20 protein-coding genes are annotated in these 20,797 nt (G+C 41.3%); 11 read left to right on the plus strand and 9 right to left on the minus strand.

What is annotated here, in order from left to right:
- Together VIM89_RS17745 and corA are read left to right on the plus strand one after the other, a co-directional pair.
- Window positions 1-340: WbqC family protein (locus VIM89_RS17745; RefSeq protein ID WP_488157519.1), on the plus strand; the 340-nt coding region annotated here is incomplete at its 5' end.
- Window positions 337-1,467, plus strand: coding sequence for a magnesium/cobalt transporter CorA (gene corA, locus VIM89_RS17750; protein ID WP_488157520.1), 1,131 nt, complete (start codon window positions 337-339; stop codon window positions 1,465-1,467). The genes VIM89_RS17745 and corA, both read left to right, overlap by 4 nt.
- A 93-nt stretch (window positions 1,468-1,560) precedes the next feature.
- Here the strand turns inward: corA and msrA are convergent, their stop codons facing one another.
- Together msrA and VIM89_RS17760 are read right to left on the minus strand one after the other, a co-directional pair.
- Window positions 1,561-2,208, minus strand: a complete 648-nt coding sequence (gene msrA / locus VIM89_RS17755; RefSeq protein ID WP_488157521.1) for a peptide-methionine (S)-S-oxide reductase MsrA — start codon at window positions 2,206-2,208, stop codon at window positions 1,561-1,563.
- A 91-nt stretch (window positions 2,209-2,299) separates the two neighbouring features.
- Complete coding sequence (locus VIM89_RS17760) at window positions 2,300-2,542, minus strand: DUF3820 family protein (protein WP_488157522.1); 243 nt, start codon at window positions 2,540-2,542, stop codon at window positions 2,300-2,302.
- A 94-nt stretch (window positions 2,543-2,636) separates the two neighbouring features.
- On the opposite strand from VIM89_RS17760, the gene VIM89_RS17765 reads away from it, so the two are divergent.
- Together VIM89_RS17765 and VIM89_RS17770 are read left to right on the plus strand one after the other, a co-directional pair.
- Window positions 2,637-2,873, plus strand: coding sequence for a hypothetical protein (locus VIM89_RS17765; RefSeq protein ID WP_488157523.1), 237 nt, complete (start codon window positions 2,637-2,639; stop codon window positions 2,871-2,873).
- A gap of 16 nt (window positions 2,874-2,889) precedes the next feature.
- On the plus strand, window positions 2,890-3,840 hold the full coding sequence (locus VIM89_RS17770; protein ID WP_488157524.1) for an aldo/keto reductase: 951 nt from the start codon (window positions 2,890-2,892) through the stop codon (window positions 3,838-3,840).
- A 56-nt stretch (window positions 3,841-3,896) separates the two neighbouring features.
- On the opposite strand, the gene VIM89_RS17775 is transcribed toward VIM89_RS17770, so the two are convergent.
- On the minus strand, window positions 3,897-4,484 hold the full coding sequence (locus VIM89_RS17775; protein ID WP_488157525.1) for a hypothetical protein: 588 nt from the start codon (window positions 4,482-4,484) through the stop codon (window positions 3,897-3,899).
- Window positions 4,485-4,758: 274 nt separating this feature from the next.
- Between VIM89_RS17775 and VIM89_RS17780 the strand changes: the two genes are divergently transcribed.
- The gene (locus VIM89_RS17780; protein ID WP_488157526.1) at window positions 4,759-6,048 is read left to right on the plus strand and encodes a PQQ-dependent sugar dehydrogenase; all 1,290 of its coding nucleotides are present in this window, start codon (window positions 4,759-4,761) and stop codon (window positions 6,046-6,048) included.
- A 43-nt stretch (window positions 6,049-6,091) separates the two neighbouring features.
- Here VIM89_RS17780 and VIM89_RS17785 read toward each other — a convergent pair whose 3' ends face one another.
- From VIM89_RS17785 to VIM89_RS17800, 4 genes are all read right to left on the minus strand, one after another.
- Window positions 6,092-6,613, minus strand: coding sequence for a hypothetical protein (locus VIM89_RS17785; protein ID WP_488157527.1), 522 nt, complete (start codon window positions 6,611-6,613; stop codon window positions 6,092-6,094).
- 274 nt (window positions 6,614-6,887) lie between these two features.
- Window positions 6,888-7,637 carry an ABC transporter ATP-binding protein gene (locus VIM89_RS17790; RefSeq protein WP_488157528.1) on the minus strand — a complete coding sequence of 250 codons (750 nt, stop codon included), beginning with the start codon at window positions 7,635-7,637 and terminating at the stop codon, window positions 6,888-6,890.
- Window positions 7,634-8,503 (minus strand): ABC transporter permease, encoded by an 870-nt coding sequence (locus tag VIM89_RS17795; RefSeq protein ID WP_488157529.1) that lies wholly within the window; start codon window positions 8,501-8,503, stop codon window positions 7,634-7,636. Before VIM89_RS17795 ends, VIM89_RS17790 begins: the two co-directional genes overlap by 4 nt.
- Window positions 8,503-9,471, minus strand: a complete 969-nt coding sequence (locus VIM89_RS17800; protein WP_488157530.1) for an ABC transporter substrate-binding protein — start codon at window positions 9,469-9,471, stop codon at window positions 8,503-8,505. The genes VIM89_RS17795 and VIM89_RS17800 overlap by 1 nt, the downstream gene beginning before the upstream one ends.
- A gap of 154 nt (window positions 9,472-9,625) precedes the next feature.
- On the opposite strand from VIM89_RS17800, the gene VIM89_RS17805 reads away from it, so the two are divergent.
- Window positions 9,626-10,792, plus strand: coding sequence for a DUF4249 domain-containing protein (locus VIM89_RS17805; protein ID WP_488157531.1), 1,167 nt, complete (start codon window positions 9,626-9,628; stop codon window positions 10,790-10,792).
- A 79-nt stretch (window positions 10,793-10,871) separates the two neighbouring features.
- On the opposite strand, the gene VIM89_RS17810 is transcribed toward VIM89_RS17805, so the two are convergent.
- Window positions 10,872-11,363, minus strand: a complete 492-nt coding sequence (locus tag VIM89_RS17810; RefSeq protein WP_488157532.1) for a hypothetical protein — start codon at window positions 11,361-11,363, stop codon at window positions 10,872-10,874.
- 176 nt (window positions 11,364-11,539) lie between these two features.
- Here VIM89_RS17810 and VIM89_RS17815 point away from each other — a divergent pair, with 176 nt between their 5' ends.
- The 4 genes from VIM89_RS17815 (at window position 11,540) to VIM89_RS17830 (ending at window position 17,234) form a co-directional block, all read left to right on the plus strand.
- Window positions 11,540-12,685 (plus strand): methionine aminotransferase, encoded by a 1,146-nt coding sequence (locus tag VIM89_RS17815; protein WP_488157533.1) that lies wholly within the window; start codon window positions 11,540-11,542, stop codon window positions 12,683-12,685.
- A 53-nt stretch (window positions 12,686-12,738) separates the two neighbouring features.
- Window positions 12,739-13,545 (plus strand): amidohydrolase, encoded by an 807-nt coding sequence (locus tag VIM89_RS17820; RefSeq protein ID WP_488157534.1) that lies wholly within the window; start codon window positions 12,739-12,741, stop codon window positions 13,543-13,545.
- Between the two features lie 78 nt (window positions 13,546-13,623).
- Window positions 13,624-16,668 carry a GH92 family glycosyl hydrolase gene (locus tag VIM89_RS17825; RefSeq protein WP_488157535.1) on the plus strand — a complete coding sequence of 1,015 codons (3,045 nt, stop codon included), beginning with the start codon at window positions 13,624-13,626 and terminating at the stop codon, window positions 16,666-16,668.
- Window positions 16,669-16,835: 167 nt separating this feature from the next.
- Entirely contained in the window at window positions 16,836-17,234 is a 399-nt protein-coding gene (locus VIM89_RS17830; RefSeq protein WP_488157536.1) for a hypothetical protein, read from the plus strand.
- A gap of 139 nt (window positions 17,235-17,373) precedes the next feature.
- Here the strand turns inward: VIM89_RS17830 and VIM89_RS17835 are convergent, their stop codons facing one another.
- Window positions 17,374-18,252, minus strand: coding sequence for a polyphosphate kinase 2 family protein (locus VIM89_RS17835; RefSeq protein ID WP_488157537.1), 879 nt, complete (start codon window positions 18,250-18,252; stop codon window positions 17,374-17,376).
- Window positions 18,253-18,380: 128 nt separating this feature from the next.
- Here VIM89_RS17835 and VIM89_RS17840 point away from each other — a divergent pair, with 128 nt between their 5' ends.
- Window positions 18,381-20,717 (plus strand): transglycosylase domain-containing protein, encoded by a 2,337-nt coding sequence (locus VIM89_RS17840; RefSeq protein ID WP_488157538.1) that lies wholly within the window; start codon window positions 18,381-18,383, stop codon window positions 20,715-20,717.
- Window positions 20,718-20,797: the final 80 nt, after the last annotated feature.

The following is a 20,797-nucleotide window of genomic DNA, read 5'->3' on the forward strand; positions in this document are numbered from 1 at the left end:
GGGTTGTTATCGTCGTTCTGCTTATTTTGAGTATTATGAAGATGAGTTTGCTCCATTTTATGAAAAGAAAGAAACGTTTTTGTTCGATTATAACGATCAGCTGGTTCAACTAATTCTGAAGCTATTAAAGATAAAAGCCACCGTTAATTATACTGAAACCTATGAACCTGAATATCCTGCATTAACGGATTTAAGGCACACCATTAATTCAAAAAAAGTATCTGATTTTCAGCAGAAACCATACTTCCAGGTTTTTGAGGAAAGGCACGGATTCATGAGAAACCTCAGCATAGTCGACCTGCTATTTAACCAGGGGCCTCAATCCATAAATTATTTATGATGAATACTCCGATCAAACGCATCCGGTATAAAGTAAAAAGACAGCCTGTAGATGTCGGCGCTAAACCGGGCTCTATCATCATTCCCGAAGGAGCGCTGAAGCCTATCATTATGGTTTACAGCTATAATGAGCGTGAGTTGGTGAGCTCCGAAGGTAAGAGCATGCAGGTGATCCTGTCGCAGTTTAAAAAATGCTGTGAACATACCCATTGGATACAGATAAAAGGATTAGGCGATTTAAAGCTGATGGAGGAAATCGGCGAATATTTAGGCATTAATCCATTAGCACTGGAAGATATCGTTAATACCCACCAACGCCCCAAATTTGATGAATACGATGATTATGTCTTCACAACAAGTCGTATCATCAACTTTAATAAAGACCATGAGCTGGTCAACTGCCAATTTTCGGCCCTGGTCAAAGAAAATATTATCATCAGCTTTGAAGAGACACATGAAGAATATTTTGAAGCGGTTAAAGCACGGTTAAAGGCCGGCAAAGGCGCTATACGTACAGCAGGTCCGGGTTATATGTGCTATGCATTGATCGATACCATCCTGGATAATTACTTCGTGCTGTTAGGCAAAGCCGGTGATATGCTGGATGAGATCGAAGATCACTTGTATACCAGTCCTGACAAAACCGTTATGTACAACTCACAGGCTATGAAAAGGATATTGATCATTATGCGGCGTGCTACCTGGCCCGAGCGTGATAAGATCAATGATATGATCCGTACAGAAAGTCCGCTGATCTCATCTGAAGTAAAAATGTACCTGCGCGATGCCTACGACCACTGCATCCAGATAATGGACCTGGTAGAAAGCTATAAGGAAATCACCTCCAGCATTATCGATCTGTACCTTTCCATGGTGAGCAACCGCATGAACGAGATCATGAAGGTGCTAACCATCATTTCAGTAATATTTATTCCGTTAACCTTCGTTGCCGGCATTTATGGAATGAACTTTTCCCGTGTAGATCCAGTTACCAACAAAGTAATGCCCGGCAATATGCCTGAGTTATATTCACCGCATGGATATATGTATGCCCTGCTGGGGATGCTGATCATTGCGGTGATACAAGTGGTAGTTTTCTGGAAAAAAGGATGGTTTAGTAAGTTGTAGTTTGGTTGTATTAGTTGTAAATGTTAAAAAGGTTGTATTGGTTGAAATAGTGCAAACCAATACAACTACTCCAACCAATACAACTAATACAACTTACTTCTGGTACTCCGGCTTCAACTCAGCGTGCATTACTTTTCTGAACTTCATTACTTTAGGTTCGGATACATTGATGATGTATGGATTGTCACCATGCAGGCGATAATATCCCTGGTGATATTTTTCAGCAGGATAAAATGCTTTAAAAGGAACAACCTGGGTAACTATCGGGTCGCTGTAATGCTTGGTGGCATTTACTTCCTTTATCATATTCAAAAGTATTTCGTGTTCTTCGGGAGTTCGATAAAATGCTATTGAACGGTAGTCAGTTCCTTCATCAGGTCCCTGGCGGTTCAGTTCTGTCGGATCATGAGCAAAAAAGAAGGATTTGGCTAATGTAGCATAGCTGATCACTTTGGGATCGTAATAGATCTGAACTACCTCAGCATGGCCTGTCGTCTGTGTGCCAACTTCTTCATAGCTTGGGTTGACTTTGGTACCGCCAGCATAACCTGATACTACTTTATTTACTCCTTTTAATTCGGACATTGCTTCGCTCATGCTCCAGAAACAGCCGCCGCCAAATGTGGCTACGCTTTCGCCTGCTTTGGGTTGAGGGACTGTGGCAAAATCATTCCTGCTCTGTCCGTTTACACATCCGCAGAATAAAAGAACGGATGCCAGATATAATGCAATCTTTTTCATTTACAATAGAATTTATGGTTGTTACTTTAATCAACATACGCAACCGTAAAATGCCCGGTTGTCTCCATTTGTCGTAAATAAGTCATATCCCTTACACCTGTTTTTGATTTGCCGCCTTAACCAGGTAAAATATATTGCCAAGCCCGTTGATCTTTATCTCATAAACGCTTGATAATAACATTCCCATTTTTCCCGGAGGAAACTCTTTGTTCTTCAACCATTCAAGATAATACACAGGCAAATCGCACAATAGGGTACCTTTATGTTTGCCAAAGGGCATTTTAGTTTTCACAAGGTCATTTAATATTTTCGGATCGGGTGTAATGTTTTCCACGATGTAAAATTAGCATTAGCGTTTAATGTTCAGTCAATGTAAAAATATAAAACACATACATATGGCGGGCGTTTTATTAATAAACTTGAACACTATGAAAGAACAATTTGAAGCAACTTTAACCGGCACAGACGGCCCAGTGGATGGAATAGTTAATCCGCTTAGCCTGAAAAATTATTCACAGGCATATGAGTTTAAATCGCTGGATGATACCTTGCATTTGGTGATCGCTATGGATAATAAACACAGATGGCAAAGGATTGACGGCACAGAGCCCTATCTTTCGGGTTGGGTGGATGAACTAGCTGAACAGGTGACAGTTACAAAATAACTTACTTTACTTCAATATGGAAAAACGCGAATTGGGCAAATCAGGCATCTGGGTACATCCCTTTTGCTTTGGTGGCAATGTGTTTGGTTGGACGGCCGACGAAAAGACCTCTTTCACTTTATTGGACACGTTTGTTGATTCGGGCCTTGATTTTATTGATACAGCCGATGTCTATTCCAAATGGGTGTCGGGAAATAAAGGCGGAGAATCAGAGATGATAATCGGGAATTGGTTAAAGAAATCCGGCAACCGGGATAAAGTGATCATTGCTACCAAAGGGGGTAAACCGATGGGGCCAGATAAAAAGGGATTATCAAAGGCTTACATTACTCGTGCAGTTGAAGACTCTTTAAAACGTCTGCAAACCGATTATATCGATTTGTACCAATCGCATGAAGATGATAGGAGCACTCCTTTGGAAGAAACCATGGAGACTTTTACCGATCTGGTAAAGCAAGGTAAAGTAAGAGCTATCGGCGCGTCAAACTATAGTGCCGATCGCTTTAAGGAAGCATTGAAAGTCAGTAATGACAACAAATTGGAGTCCTATCAAACACTACAGCCGGAGTATAATTTATATGATCGTGAAGATTTTGAAAAGGACTTACAGCCTGTTTGTCTCGAAAATAATGTTGGAGTGATCAGTTATTATTCACTTGCAAGTGGGTTTTTAACTGGGAAGTATCGCTCGGCAGATGATCTATCAAAAAGCCCGCGCGGAGGAGGCGTGAAAAAGTATATGAATGAACGTGGTTTCCGGATATTGGATGCTTTGGATAAAATTGCAAAAGAGTATCATACGACTCCACCGGGTGCAGCTATTGCATGGGTGATTGCTCAACCGGGTATCGTTGCCCCTATTGCCAGCGCTACCAGTGTAAAACAACTGCGTGAAACCACAAGGGCGCTTGAACTGAATTTGAGTGAGGAAGCTATTCAGCTACTTACCGAAGCAAGTCGCTATTAACAAAAAAACCACCGGATCTACACGGTGGTTTTTTCAATTAACAATCTATATCGGGTTTAAAATCTGCCTTCCCTGTGGCCGTGGTCACCCCTGTCAAAACCGCGGTTTTGTTGAACTCTGTTATCAAAATGTTGTTCATGGTTCCAGTCGTTACGGCGGTTATCATTATTCCAGCCATGGTTATTAACCCTGTTATCATTGTTATAATGATAGTTGTTTGCATACGCACGGTTATAAGGACGATCCCAGTGACCGTTAAAGCTTACACCATTGTATCTTGCACGATAGTAATCGGCGTGCATGAACGGACGTGGTGCACGAACTTCGTACCTGCGGGCAGAGCGCCAGTCATAATCCCTGTAAGCACCTGGCAGATAGGTTGCTGAAACCCATGCACCACCGTTATTGTAATAGTAACACTGATCGGGTACACTGTAGTACGCATCTACGTCTGGCAAATAGTAATAATCCTCATCACCATTATAGTTGGTTGGCTCACAGTAATCAGACTGAACTGGTTCTGAAATTACCACTGGTCGTGGAGCAAAATTCAAACCTAAATGAATTCTTATCTGGGCATCAGCTTTATTATTAAATAATAAACCGCTTAGTGCTATTGCTGATATGAGTGCTATCTTTTTCATAATATTAAATATTAAATTTTATATAACTAGGACAATAGCAAACTGAAAAGGTTTAATTCCGCAATAGAACAAGGACATGACTATACTTAAATTGATATTATATTTTTTATATTATAATAAATTCAAAATATAATTTTCGGGAAGGTGAAATTAAGATGAAGATTTGCCCGGCAAAAACAGCTTAAGATCCCTATCACTGTCATTGCATTGATACAAACACATTTTACTATTTATTGTATAATCTTATAAATTTGGTACCAAATCACAAACTATCATGAAAAGAAAAGCATGGGGAACCATCTTGCTGCCTGTACTGGCCACTGCAGGCGTCATTACGTTGCTCGCATTAAAAAATGATATCCGGGCCAAACACCATAATTTCAATGCCCCGGAGAGTGCCGGACTTACTTTACCGGCCGGTTTCAGCGCCAACATTATTGCTGATAACCTGGGTGGTGCAAGGCACATCGCCGTTACACCGCAGAATGAGATCTATGTAAAACTTAAAGGGCTTGAAAAAGGCAAAGGCATTTTACTCCTGCATCAAAATGGCGACAAGGCTGATGTAAAAGCTTCGTTTGGCAGCTTTGGTGGTACAGGCATCGCAGTAAAAAGTGGGTACCTATATGCTTCATCCGATGAAGAAGTGTTCCGTTTTAAATTGAACGCTAACAATGAAGTAATCGATCCTAATAAACCTGAAAAAATTGTTACCGGTTTGCTAAGCCGTGGAGAGCACGAAGCAAAAGCGATTACATTGGATAATGCAGGACACTTGTATGTAAATATCGGTGCGTATTCAAATGCCTGCCAGGTAAAAGACCGTCAAAAAGGCTCTCCGGGCCGAAAGGGCTGTCCTATTCTTGATTCAGCCGGTGGTATCTGGCAATTCAGCGCAAGCAAACCAAACCAGCATTATGGTGATGGCGTACGCTATGCAACAGGTTTAAGAAACGTAGTAGGCCTTACCTGGAACACGCAGGATAACCAGCTTTTTGTGATGCAGCATGGCCGTGATCAATTGCATGATCTATACCCTCAATATTTTACCGAAAAACAATCTGCTGAACTACCTGCAGAATGTATGTATGCTTTGAAAAAAGGCGACAACGCGGGCTGGCCTTATATGTACTACGATTGGCAAACACATAAAAAAATATTAATGCCTGAGTATGGCGGCGACGGTAAAAAAGAAGGTGGGCAAAATGCGATTAATCCTGTAGCTGCTTATCCGGGTCACCTGGCTCCAAACGGTTTATTGTTTTATACCGGTAACCAATTTCCGGCAAAATATAAAAACGGTGCATTCATCGCTTTCCATGGTTCATGGAACAGGGCACCAGAGCCACAAGCCGGTTTCTTCGTGGTGTTTCAGCCATTTAAAGATGGAAAGCCATCCGGCAAATGGGAAGTATTTGCTGATGGTTTTGCAGGCAGCGCCGCGGATAAAGCCAAAGGCGCTGCACAACATCGTCCATGTGGTTTAGCACAGGGGCCAGACGGTGCTTTATATGTAAGCGATGACAGTAAAGGAACAATTTATAAGATAACTTATAAAAAATAAGCAAACAGATTATAAACCAAAAGGCCCCGGAACCGGGGCCTTTTTAATTGGATAACTCGTAATTGTATTTCTTCACCTGGCGCTTTTTCTCTTTCACTCTTTCAATACTTTCCTGGATATCATCCTTTTCATCTTTACAGGTAGTTTCCAGCAATGCGTTACGATAAGCCTCTATTGCTTCAGCCCACTCTCTTTTCTTCTCGGCAAATAAGCCGATCAGGTTATAAACAGATGCATAGTTTACGCCCGGAATCTGTAAGGCCTTCTCACTAACCAATTTGAACTGCTTTTCCATATTCAGGAAAACCAACAAACGCAGGTAGTGATAATATACATCCGGAAACTTCGGCTCAAGTTCAGCACAGATTTTAAAGTGATATCCGGCTGACTGGTAATCGCCGATCTTATCATAATACAACTTCCCCAACTGGTAATGTGCCCTTGCATAAAGCGGGTCATTCACGATGATCTCGTTCAGCAACTGTAAAGCCTTTGAAGGTTCGCCATACCACAATTCATCAAGAGCCTGCAAATATTTCTCTTCTATAGTCAAATATATGTCCATAAACAAAATGTAAAACACCCGGCAAAACCGAATTCAATAAAAAATAGACTGATAATTATTTGATGTGCCTGAATACAGACTACACCGGGAAGCAGAAGAGACCGGCAAATGCATAGCCCTCCTGCTGCGAGCCCATAGGCCGCACAGATTGTTTAAGTTGGAGGTGATTTAGACGTAGCATTTGCTTTATATATATTTTTACAAATATAACGCTTTTAAGACTATTTCTAAAACTTGAGTAATGGACAATCAGAGAAAATCCCAAAATCGTGTTTTAGCTAAACCAATCAAAAATATCGTTCTGTTTTAGACCGGCTTTTTCTTGCTTATTCAGATCTTTGATAATTTTTCCTTCAGCCATCTGGATAATGCGGTTGCCGTAAGTAAAAGCTTCCTTTAAATTATGGGTGATGAGTATGGTGGTTAGTCCGAATTCTGCTGTTAATTTATCGGCTGTTCGCATTACTATGTCAGCAGAGCGGGGGTCGAGCGCAGCGGTAGGTTCATCCAGCAACAAAACTTTGCAGGTGTCCATAACGCTCATCAGCAAAGTCAGTGCCTGCCGCTGACCGCCCGACAAAGTACCCATTGGTTGTTCTATCTTGTTCTCCAGCCCCATGCCCAGCATAGCAATCTTTTCCTTAACTGACTTTTTAAAGGGCTCATTAATACCAATTGACAAGCCTTTTGATTTGGTGCGAATAGCTGCCAGGCGGAAATTATCCAGGATACTTAAATCAGGTGCCGTGCCGCTTAATGGATTTTGAAAAACCCGCGCAATCCACTCGCTCCTTTTATAATCAGGCAGTTTGGTTACGTCATTACCATCAATATGAACAGTGCCAGAACTGGGTAATATGGCACCAGCAATGAGGTTTAATAATGTGGTCTTTCCAGAACCATTTGAGCCGACGATCACCAGGAACTCTTTTTCGGAGATAGACAGGTCCACTCCCCTGATGGCATCAACCTGGTTGGCTTTACCTTTATTAAAAGTTTTATGAATATTTTTCAGATCGATCATGAGGAGCTTTTGAAAGATAGACGGGGAAGGCTAACAATCAGCAGTACAAATGCCGCGGTTACCAGTTTGAGCAAATTGGCGTCGACTCCGATACTTAATGTCACAGCCAATATGATCTGAAAAATAACTGCTCCGGAAAGTACAAGGATAAGGCTTAACCAAACCGATGTAATCTTAAACCAATTAATTAACGATTCGGCAATGATAACCGAACCTAAACCTACTATCACAATTCCAATTCCCATGTTGATATCAGCAAAGCCCTGAAACTGGGTCATCAAATAACCGCTGGTTGCAGTAAGTGCATTCGCTAAGGCTAAACCGATGATCTTCATCCGGTCTGTATTCACACCCAAAGCACGAACCATCGATTCACTGTTTCCGGTAGCACGCATAGCAATGCCAAAATCTGTTTTAAGCAGGTAACCGATGATCAACGTAACGATCACTACAAAAAACAATAGTATCCAGAAGGTATTCTGATTGGGATCACCCGAAATATTGATCAAAGAAAATATGGATGAGACATTGAGCAACGGAATGTTTGACCGCCCCATCAAAGTTAGATTAACTGAATAAAGCGCGGTCATCACCAATATACCTGCCAATAAAGGGTTTATGTTTAGTTTGGTGTGGATGATTCCTGTAATTGAACCTGCCAGAGCACCTGCAGCTATAACGATCGGTAAAATAAGAAAGGCAGGCAAATGATGCGTCAATAATACGGCTGTTACTGTTGCACCAAACGTATAGCTGCCATCGGTGGTAATATCGGGTATATTGAATATCTTCATCGAGATATAAATACCCAATGCAATAGCCGAAAAGCAAAATCCCTGTAATAATGCGGTGAGATAGAAATCCATTATTTCACAGCTTCAAAGTTTGGCGGAATAGTAATGTTATATTTTTTGGCAGCAGCCGGATTGTATACCCGTTTGCGAATCTTTACCATTTCTGGTTTTAACCCATCTGTTTTATGTGTCTTTAAATATTGTGCAGCCTGCTCCCCTGCCTGGTAGCCCCATTGGTAAATATCGGCGCCGAATGCCGCAACTGCGCCACGCTGTACCAAGCCCGCTTCGCTGGTAAAAATAGGTACATTAGCCTGGTTACAGCTTTTCAAAATCGTTGCAAAAGAAGCAAATACGGTGTTATCCGGATTAGCAAAAAAGGCATCTATATTTTTACTCAAAAGAGATTTCGTAATCAATTGCGCATCGGCAGATGAATTTAAAGGCAAAGCAATTAATTCAACATTCAATTTATTTGCAAGCCCTTTAATACGGTTCATCGCATCGGCAGACTGTGGTTCTGATTGATTATAGATCATACCAACCACCAGTTTACCACTTTTTGGTTTTAGCAATTTGGGGATTAATGAGAATGACGTATCAATATAAGCCAGTTCCTCTACCGCACCAAACAGGTTAGCTGGCGCAGCACCAGTCGAGCTGATCACATTCATTCGCTCAGGAGTTGGTGAAACCATGGCAAAAACAGGTATTGTTTTGGTTTTCTGAATTGCTGTGATAGTGGACAAAGTTGTACAGGTCGCCAATAAATCAACCTTTTCCGAAATAAAATAATTGACAATCTGGGTCAATGTAGGGATATCCCCTTGTGCATTGCGATATTCTATTTTGATATTTTTCTGATCTTCACTAAAGCCGTTCTTTTTCAGGGCATCGGTAAAACCGGTACGCGCCTGTGAGATGGTTGCGTCCTCAAGAGCATCTACAAAACCAACAACCGGAACATTGCTTTTTTGTGAATTACAGGATGCGAAAAAAATCAGAGCGAATATTAGGATCAGATATTTTGAGAGGTTCATCTGGCTAAATTACGCATTGTGATAATAGTTTAAAAGTAATTAGGAAAGCGGCAGCTAAAATCGCATAATTAATAATTTAGTTATATAACTAAATTATTAATTATCATTCAGTATATTTGGTTAAGCCATATTAAACCACCAAACCTTAGCTGCAATGAAGTACAGCTTATACATAATGTTTGTCATGTTGCTATTCTCATGCCGCAAGGCTTATAGCCCTCCGGTAATAAGCAAACAGCCTGGTTACCTGGTAGTAGAAGGTATAATTAATCCCGGAAATGATTCTACTATAATCAGGTTAGCAAAAACTGTCAACCTCAATGCAAAAAATACACATAGTCCATTAATAAATGCGATAGTACAAGTTGAAAGTGATAACGGATCATCCTATACATTAACCGATCAATTGCAAACCGGTGTTTACAGCAATCCCGGATTGAATCTGCCTGCTAATAATAAATATCGTTTGCATATCGTAACCAGCGATGGAAAGGTGTACGCTTCAGACTTTATGGCGGTAAAACAAACCCCTCCTATTGATAGCATCGGTTATGTGCTAAAGGACAGCACGGTGAACATCTATTTGAATACGCATGACCCGGCTAATCAAACGCGTTATTATCGCTGGTCGTACCAGGAAACCTGGCAATTTACTGTTCAGGAATACTCTGTATACATGGTAGATTCGCTGACCCATTCTACTATTGTGCCCAGGCCGCCACAGGATATGGTATTTCATTGTTTTGGTAATAACAACTCTTCTGACATTGTACTACAGTCCACTACTAATTTAGCTCAGGATGTAGTATATCAAGTACCCATTACGGCATTTTCGATACATTCAGAAAGGATAGAAACCAAATATTCCATATTGGTAACTCAATATGCGCTTACGAATGAGGAGTTTGAATTTTATCAGAACCTGAAAAAAAACAGTGAATCATTAGGTAGTATTTTTGATGCGCAACCGTCGCAGTTTGCAGGCAATATCCATAACACAAAAGATGCCAGTGAGCCTGTTATGGGGTTCGTTTCAGTAACTAGTCCGCAATCAAAAAGAGTGTATTTTCTCAATAGCATAGTACCACCATTCACAACTATTGATTATCCGTATTCAACTAAATGCGAGGCAGATTATGCTTTTTATTCTGGTATAAATGGCAACGAGGTAGAAGACCTGTTGATTAAACCACCTGTATCTGGCATACCGCTTGATGTTCTTTATAGTGGGAGTACTATAGTCGGCTACACTTACTCAACCCCAGCCTGTGCAGATTGTACTACAAGGGGAACAAATAAAACACCGGCGTTCTGGAAATAATTCTTGCTAACAGCAAGAAGGCCGGATTATAAACGGCCTTCTTAAAACTATTCATGAACAAATTTCATATCTATAGTATCTACATACTGCCACCGGTTCGCCCGTATTGGAGCATCATATCAATTTTACCATCTTTATTAAAGCCCCATACTTCCTGTAAATGGTTAACCACTTTCTTCCCGTCTTTATCAGTATATTCTTCTGTACCCCATACACATACTACGTTGTCCCCTCTGTCACTTTTTAAACTTACTGAAGCATCGAGCGAAACTTTCAAATTGCTTTGCGACCCCCTGAATGCTTTTGCTCCCGACAGGTTTTCTGCTTTACCTTTCACCGTTTGACCATTCATCCAGCTCATGGAAACTGTATCAGCAAACCAGTCGAGATGCCTGTCGAGCGCGTTTTCTTCATAATCCTTCCATAGTGTTAAAATTTTGTTGACATACGACTGATCGGCAATTGTAAAATTGGACGAGTACTCAGCCTTGTAAGGTGCTTGGGCGTCTTGTGCCTTGCATAAGCAGGCAAACGAAATGACCGCTAAAGCAGTCAAAATCAATTTTTTCATGTCTTTAGGTTTTAATAGTTTGTAACTAGTTCGTTACATTAAATGTAGAATATAAATTGCTAATAATCAAAATTTTAAAGTCAAATAATCATTATTTCAAAACTGTTTTCTTAGTTAAAATTTGAGTTTGATCAGAAAGCATTCGGTTAAGATAATTTCAGTACTTTAGCCTTCAGATGATACCTATTGTTTCAAAACTGCCCCAGGTGGGCACCACTATTTTTACCGTGATGTCGGCACTGGCAAGTGAGCTGGGTGCGGTTAATCTTTCGCAAGGTTTTCCTGATTACGAAACTTCACCTGAGTTGATCAAATTGGTGAACCAGGCTATGAAGAATGGCTATAATCAATATGCTCCGATGGCCGGTGTGATGTCGCTGCGCGAGGAGATCAGTAAGAAAACAGAAAAACTCTACCGCGCCTATTACAACCCAGATACCGAGATAACCATTACCGCGGGCGGTACGCAGGCTATTTATACTGCCATTACAACAGTAATTCACCCCAATGATGAGGTGATCATTTTTGAGCCTGCTTTTGATTGCTATGCTCCCGCTATTAAGGTAGCCGGTGGAATTGTGAAGTCGCTTGAGTTGGAACCGCCTGATTACAAAATAAACTGGGAGATGGTAAAACGGCTCATTAACAACCGCACCCGGATGATCATTCTGAATTCGCCGCATAATCCAACTGCAACCATATTACAAAAGGAGGATATTGAAGAATTATCTGCAATTGTAAAAAACCAGGATATTCTGATACTAAGTGATGAAGTTTATGAGCATTTGGTCTATGACGGGCAAAGTCATTTGAGTATGGCGCGTTATCCTGAATTAAGGCAGCGCAGTTTTATCGTGGCATCATTTGGTAAACCATTTCATGCAACCGGCTGGAAAGTGGGCTACTGCATGGCCCCTGCTCATTTAATGAATGAGTTCAGGAAAGTGCACCAGTTTTTGGTCTTTTGCGTAAATGCACCTATGCAGGTAGGTATTGCCGAATATTTAAAAAACGAAGAACATTATTTAAGCTTAAAAGGTTTCTTTCAGCAAAAAAGAGATTATTTCCGTGATGCATTAAAAAGCAGCCGGTTTGAATTGCTGCCATGTTCCGGATCTTACTTTCAATCAGTTAGGTACGGACGCATAAGTGATGAAAAAGATGCGGATCTTGCTATCAGGCTTACAAAGGAGATCGGAGTAGCTTCTATACCTGTTTCGGCATTCTATAATATGGGGACGGACCATCATGTTTTGAGATTTTGTTTTGCCAAAAGACAAGAAACTTTGGATAAAGCCGTTGATAGATTAATTAAAGTTTAAATTTTGGAGTTGCATTTTCTCCAAAAGAAAATTAACCGATCTAAATTAGTTGCATGGAAAATCTAAAGATTACACTATTTCAGGGCTATCTGTTTTGGGAAAATATTGACAAAAACTTGCAGAATATTGCACTGCGTTTAGCCAATATCCGGGAAAAAACCGATCTGATCATTTTGCCCGAAATGTTCAATACCGGTTTTACCATGAATGCTGAGGCACTGGCAGAACCCATGAACGGAAAAACTATGCTTTGGATGCACAAAATATCCAAAGAATACGATTGCGTTGTAACCGGCAGCCTTATTATTAAAGAAGGCGATCATTATTATAACCGCCTGATATGGATGCGCCCCGATGGCAAATATCAATGCTACGATAAACGCCATCTGTTTAAATTGGGCAAAGAGCACCTTACTTATACGCCAGGTCACAAAAAGCTGATAGTTGAGCTTAAAGGCTGGAAGATTTGCCCGGTGGTATGCTACGACCTGCGCTTCCCTGTATGGCTGCGGAATGTACACGAAACTTACGATGTATTAATTGTAGTCGCAAACTGGCCTGAGCGTAGGGCTTCGCACTGGCGTACACTGCTGCCGGCTCGGGCTGTAGAAAACCAGTCGTATGTAATTGGGGTTAACCGTGTTGGCCACGATGGAAATGAAATCTATCATTCGGGTGATTCAACCTGCATCACCCCTAACGGCAATGCAATTTATTACAAACGCGACGAAGAAGATGTATATACATTTTCCATCATACCCGACGAGGTTACCAAAACACGGCGTACACTCCCATTCTTACGGGATGCCGATGACTTTACGATAAATGATGTGGAATCGCTGGTTATAAAGGAACATTAACCTTCAAAATATCAATTCAAAGCGTTTAATTTGTTGATTGATTTAGTACACAATTCATCAATCTATAATTAAGCCCTAATGAAGTATTCCCTTCGTGCTGCTTTTTTAGTTTCCTGCACGGTATTTATTGCATCAGCATCATTCGCACAAAAGAAAAACGATTACACTAAACTCGTCAACCCATTTATCGGTACCGGTGGTCACGGCCACACCTACCCAGGCGCTGTAGTGCCGTTTGGTATGGTTCAACTCAGTCCTGATACGCGTTTGGAGGGTTGGGATGGCTGTTCCGGATATTATTATACCGATACGGTAGTTTACGGTTTCTCGCATACCCATTTGAGCGGCACTGGCATAGCCGATTATTGCGATATCCTGTTTATGCCGACAACCGGTCAACCTCAATTTAAGAATACTGAGTACCGCTCAGGCTTTAAGAAAAAGAATGAATCAGCGTCTCCGGGATATTATAAAACCATATTAGATAAATATAAAATCGGTGTAGAGCTGACCGCTACCAAACGTGTTGGCGTACACCGTTATGATTTCCCAAGTACTAAGGAAGCCAACATTATAATCGACCTGCAGCATCGCGATAAAGTACTGGATTCATGGATTGAAGTGGTGAATGATCATGAAATAAAAGGTTTCCGTCGTTCAAGCTCATGGGCCGCTGACCAGTACATCTATTTCTATGCTAAATTCTCTAAGCCGTTTAAAACTTATGGTATAGCATCAAACGATACCCTACAACCAGGCAAAAACAAATTGCAGGGCACTAACATCAAAATGTATATCCAATTTGACAATCCGGGCGAAGTGATTGCCAAAGTGGGTATATCCTCAGTAAGCGACGAAGGTGCGCTGAAAAACCTCGACTCCGAAGTGCCAGATTTTGATTTTAAAAAAGTTGAAAAAGCTGCAAAGGCTGACTGGAACACCGAGCTGAACAAAATACAGGTCGAAGGTGGCGCCCCTGAAACATCACAAGATGCTCAGCGCCAGCAGTATCAGAATAGCGGCTATAGTCCATCAGCTCACAATCGTCCTCAGCAGAAAAAGACACAACCGGTTATTGATTGGGCAAAAACAAAGCAAACGGTATTCTACACATCGCTATATCACTCCATGCTTGCTCCTAATATTTATAGCGATGTTGATGGGCAATATCGGGGTATGGATCAAAAGATACATAAGGCCGAGGGCTTTGATTATTATACTGTATTCTCTTTATGGGATACCTACCGTGCAGAGGACCCGCTGTTTACAATCATTAACCGCAAACGCACATTGGATTTTATCAAATCATTCCTGGCGATGTATGAGCAGGGCGGTTTACTGCCTATCTGGCCTTTGGCTTCAAATGAGACTTATTGCATGGTGGGTAATCACTCTATACCAGTAATTGTAGACGCTTATGCAAAAGGAATCAGGGACTTTAATACAGAAGAGGCATTTACAGCCATGAAAGCTGCTGTAAACCGTAATCAATTCGGCTTGGATAGTTATCGCAAAAACGGGGCTGTACTGGCTGATGACGAGCACGAATCGGTATCAAAAACATTGGAATATGCTTATGACGACTGGTGCATCGCCCAATTTGCCAAAATGCTGAATAAGCCGCAGGATTATGCTGAATTCATTCAACGTGCACAATACTGGAAGAATTTGTATAACGATCAGACCGGCTTTATGCAGGCCCGGGTTGATGGTGGTTGGTATGAGCCATTTGATCCGACAGATCTCAACAACAACTACACCGAAGGCAATGCATGGCAATACACCTTCCTTGCTCCGCAGGATTTAGACGGATTAATCAGCCGTATGGGCGGTAAAGATAAATTTGAAGCGAAATTGGATGAATTATTTACTACAACATCTAAGCTAAGCGGTAAACAGGTGGATGATGTGTCAGGCCTGATCGGTCAGTATGCACATGGCAATGAGCCAAGCCACCACATGGCTTATCTGTATAATTTTACTGACTCACCTGATAAAACGCAGATGTGGGTTAACCGCATTTTGAAAGAGGAATATAGTAATTCGCCTGATGGCTTGTCCGGTAATGAAGATTGCGGGCAGATGTCAGCCTGGTATGTGATGAGTGCGTTGGGTATTTATACCATTCAGCCGGGGCAAACTGAATATCAGATCGGCATACCGCAGTTTGATAAAGCGGTGATCAATTTGGAGAATGGCAAGAAATTCACCATCACCAATTCTGGCTCTGGTGTCAGCCTTCAAAATACTTACCTGCAAGGCATGCTTTTGAATAAAAAGACCTACAACAAACTTTTCATAGATGATAAGGATATTCAAAACGGCGGCCAGTTTGATGTTTATACAGGCCGACTTGCGAATAAGCTCTTCGTTCAAAGCCTGGAAAGACCGGTATCAAAAATTGCTGATAACCTTATTGTCTCAAACCCATACTTTTTAAATACACAGCCGACTTTCAAAAAGCCTTTTGATATCACCATTAAATGCTATGACAAGGATGCAAAAATATATTACACACTAGATGGCTCAACTCCAACGACTTCTTCTACTTTATACACCAAGCCCATTAATATATCAACTACCACCACCGTTAAAGCCATTGCTGTAAAAGGTGATAAGCAAAGCTTTGTTGATGAAGGCACATTCCACAAAATACGGGATGACATCAAGTTATCACTGCTGACTAAATATTTGCCTGCCTATTCTGCCGAGGGTGATGAAAGCTTGATCGATGGTCTGAGAGGTACAGCCAACTGGAAAACTGGTCACTGGCAAGGGTTTCAGGGTAATGACCTGATTGCTGTAGTTAATATGGGGCAGCTGAAAGACATCAAATCGGCATCACTGGGCACTTTGCAGGATGTGGGCTCATGGATCGTGTTTCCAAAAACTGTGGAATACTGGGTGTCTGACGACAACAAAAATTTCAAACTGGCAGCTACAGTAAACAACAAAATCGATGTTAAAGATACGAAGGCGCAGACACAGGAGTTTAAAGCCGATCTGAACGTGAAAGCCAGATATATTAAGGTTGTAGCTAAGCAATATGGCCCGCTACCCGACTGGCATGAAAGCAAGGGAGAGCCATCTTATATATTTGCGGATGAGATAACTATCGAATAAGAAGGTTAAAGGCGAAAGGTCAAAGGCGAAAGGGAATACCCTCTATGTGGTGGCAAAACCTTTTGCCTTTCACCTTTAAGCTTTCACCTCAAAGAATAATTTGGATATCTCATGGTAATTAGTTTAATTTTACTATAAGTAAACAAACCTAAAGAACTCGTTATCAAATGGAACCAAACAACAACATCTCAACTACCGACAACGGGAAAAATGTCGGCATTATCAGTTACATCACCATTATTGGTTGGCTGATCGCTTATTTTGGCATGCATCAAAGTAACAAAACTGAATTGGGCAGCTATCAACTCAGACAAACGCTATTATTACACATCGTTTCATTCCTGGTTTCGTGGATATTGGGAATGATCTTCGCAGCCATATTCTTTTCAACTGTTACAAGTGGCGGTTTTGCAGGTGGCTGGTTTGGACTTGTTGGTTTAAACTGGATCATAAGGATAGTATTCATTATCCTTTGGCTTATTGGCTTTATCGGCGCAATTAACGGCGAAAAGAAACCTATTCCAATTATCGGCGAAAAAGCACAAACCTTGTTTAAAGGTATTTGAGTTAAAATATTCAATACATGATAATAAAGGCGGTCTGAATATCAGGGCGCCTTTGTTGTCTGAATTAGAATTTCCAGGATTATTAAATTTTCAGGATTCAGTTCATTCTTAAATTCTGTAAATTCCGATTCTGACAATTTCACCCCTTTTCCAAAACCGCCTTCATCTTCTGCAATTCATCCTTCTCAGCTTTGGGCAACACAGGGTATTTTAATTTCAACTCCTCAATGGTATGCAGTATGATCTCTGAGATGGCGATGCGGGTGAACCATTTTTTATCAGCAGGGATAACATACCAGGGGTTTTCGGGGGTGGCTGTTTCTTTTATGGCCTTTTCATAGGCTTTCATATAATCATCCCAAAATTCTCTTTCCTTAACGTCGCCGGCAGAGAATTTCCAGTTTTTTTCCGGATCATCAATGCGCTTTATAAAGCGCTCTTTTTGCTCATCTTTTGAGACGTTCAGAAAGAATTTAATGATCACAGTGCCATTATTGTGCAAATGCTTCTCAAAGTTCCTTATGCTTTGATACCGCTCGTCCCAAAAATCATCGGTGAGCCTTTTTATATTGTTAATGCCGGGTATATTCTCCTTCAAAACCAGCTCGGGATGAACTTTTGCGACCAGCACATTTTCATAATGCGACCGGTTGTGAATACCTATGCGTCCGCGCTCAGGCAGCGCCTTATAATGTCTCCATAAAAAATCATGGGCATATTCCTCGCTGCTTGGTTGCTTAAAGCTAAAAACCTCGCAGCCCTGCGGGTTAAGCCCCGACATAGTATGGTCTATTGCGCTATCCTTACCCGCCGCATCCATCGCCTGGAAGATGATGAGTAATGAGTATTTCTTGTCGGCATATAATTCCTCTTGCAGGGTGGCGGTTTTTTTAATTAAGTCTGCCAATATCTTATCTGCATCATCCTTCTTATATCCGTTGGCATAGCCGGAGTCATAATCGTTTAGAGAAAATTTCCGCCCGTCAGAAACCTTAAATTTATCAATGATCTGTTTCATATTTAGAAATATAACCTTAATAACCGTATTTCCGTTAAGTTAGTTTAAAATTTAACCGTTAAACTTGCGTTAGTTATATTTGCCCGGCACTCACTGATTAAGCGCCATAATTTTACCATCTTTACCGAATGTTCAGACGTATAAAAAACAGGTTCCTCAGGTACTTCGTTATATTTATCTATTTTGTTATCATCTTCTTCTGTGCAATTGAACTGAATTTCCTCTGGCTTTTTGGTTATTCGCCCACCATCCACGATATAAAAAACCCCGAATTATCCATTTCATCGGAAGTGTATTACTCTGATGGTAAGCTAATTGGCCGTTATTCAAAGGAAAACCGAACCCCGGTCAATTTCAAAGCCATCTCCCCCAGCCTGGTAAATGCACTGATCGCTACTGAGGATGTGCGCTTTTACAAGCATAGCGGTGTCGATTTTTATTCTTTTTTTACCAGTATGGTGTCAACAGCCAAAGGCGATAAACGCGGTGGCAGTACCATTACACAGCAACTGGCTAAAAACCTGTTCTCGACCCGTAAAAAGAAATCGCAGGGCGTTGCCAGTCATATACCGGTTATCCGCACCATAGTGGCCAAAGTGAAAGAATGGTTTACCGCTTTCCAGATCGAGCGCAATTATAGTAAAGAGGATATATTGACACTTTATTTCAACACCGTTCCGTTTGGTAACAATACTTTTGGCATACAGGCGGCGTCACTTAAATACTTTAATGTCACTCCTGATAAAATAAATGCACCACAAGCAGGTGTATTGATTGGAATGCTTAAGGCAACATCCACCTACAACCCGATCAAGAACCCAGCAAAAAGCCTGGAAAGGCGTAATACGGTTTTAGGGCAGATGGAGAAATACGAATACATCACCAAAGCCGAGTATGATGCTGATATTAAACAGCCTTTAAATATTGACCTGAGCTATATTGACAACGAATGGCAGGGTGATTCTTACATACGTCGTGCAGTAGAAAAATGGCTGGATAAATGGTGCAAGGATAATGGCTATAACTTATATGAAGACGGCCTGAAAATCTATACTACCATCGATTCTCGCTTGCAGCAATATGCAGAGGAAGCAGTAGAAGAAAAAATGAAGATGCTGCAAAAGCGTTTCTACAATCTATGGGGAAACAAAATACCATGGCGCGATCTGGATGGCAATATCATTCCTGATTTCGTTCAGAAATCGGAGCAGCGTTTACCCATTTACAAAGTGCTTCAGCAGCAATATCATGGCGATACCACCCGTATAAATCAATACTTCGGGAAGAAAAAGAGAATGACCATCTTCTCGTGGAGTGGAGATAAGGACACAACATTCTCCAGCGTCGATTCAATAAAATACTACGCCAAAATATTGAATACCGGCATGATGACCATCGAGCCATCGTCAGGGAAAATAAAAGTGTGGGTTGGCGGCATCAACCACCGTTACTTTAACTATGATCACGTAAACCAGGCCAAGCGCCAGGCAGGCTCTACATTTAAGCCTTTTGCTTATGTAACTGCTTTGGATAATGGCTTTACACCATGCGATAAATTTACTGACAAGCCTGTATCCATCAACTTTATGGATAATGGCAAACCAGATGTTTGGGCACCGCAAAATGCCGACTTCCATTTTACTTATATGGAGATGTCGCTGCGCTGGGCCATGGGTAAATCGGTAAACTCTATTACAGCTCAATTGACCGAGAAAGTGGGTTGGGATAAAATTGTGCAGTACGCACACAAAATCGGCATCGAGAGTCCTTTAAAATCAGTTCCTTCGGTTTCATTGGGAACAAATGATGTTTCGGTATATGAAATGGTGCGTGCGTATAGCACCTTTTTAAACAAGGGCAACCGTATTGACCCTATCCTCGTAAGTAAAATAACTGATCAGGATAATAACACACTGGCTGAATTTAAGCCAAAAACGGAGAAGGTATTGAGTGATGAAACAGCCTGGCTGATGCTATACATGTTCAGAGGTGGTATGGAAGAACCGGGTGGCACTTCGCAGGCTTTGTGGGAGTATCCGGGTTTATGGAAGAAGGACAACAACCAGATTGGCGGCAAAACAGGCACCTCATCAAAATATGTTGATGGGTGGTATATGGGTATCACAAAGGACCTGGTGACGGGTGTTTGGGTTGGTTGCGATGACCGCAGCGTACATTTTACCAGTTCTGAGACCGGGGAAGGTTCGCATACGGCATTACCGATCTTTGCAAGGTTTATGGAGAAGGTATACGCTGATCCTAAATCGGGATATACTTATGGACCATTCCCGAAACCATGGACCAAGATCACCAAGGAGTATAACTGCCCTTCGCCACGCATAGAGGTGGACACTTTGCAAACTGATAGCCTGAGTGGCCCTAAGATTGATTCAACACAATTGGATGATATGCATAAGGTTGAGGAAAACCCTGAAAACAAAACGCCTGATCAGCAAAACAGATAATTTAACGCCAGTGTCAGCGTAGAATAATTTTTTCTATATTGAACTGTTTATATAAAAGAAAATCAAAATTCATCTGCAGA

This window comes from Mucilaginibacter sp., from assembly GCF_036568825.1.
Classification (GTDB): domain Bacteria; phylum Bacteroidota; class Bacteroidia; order Sphingobacteriales; family Sphingobacteriaceae; genus Mucilaginibacter.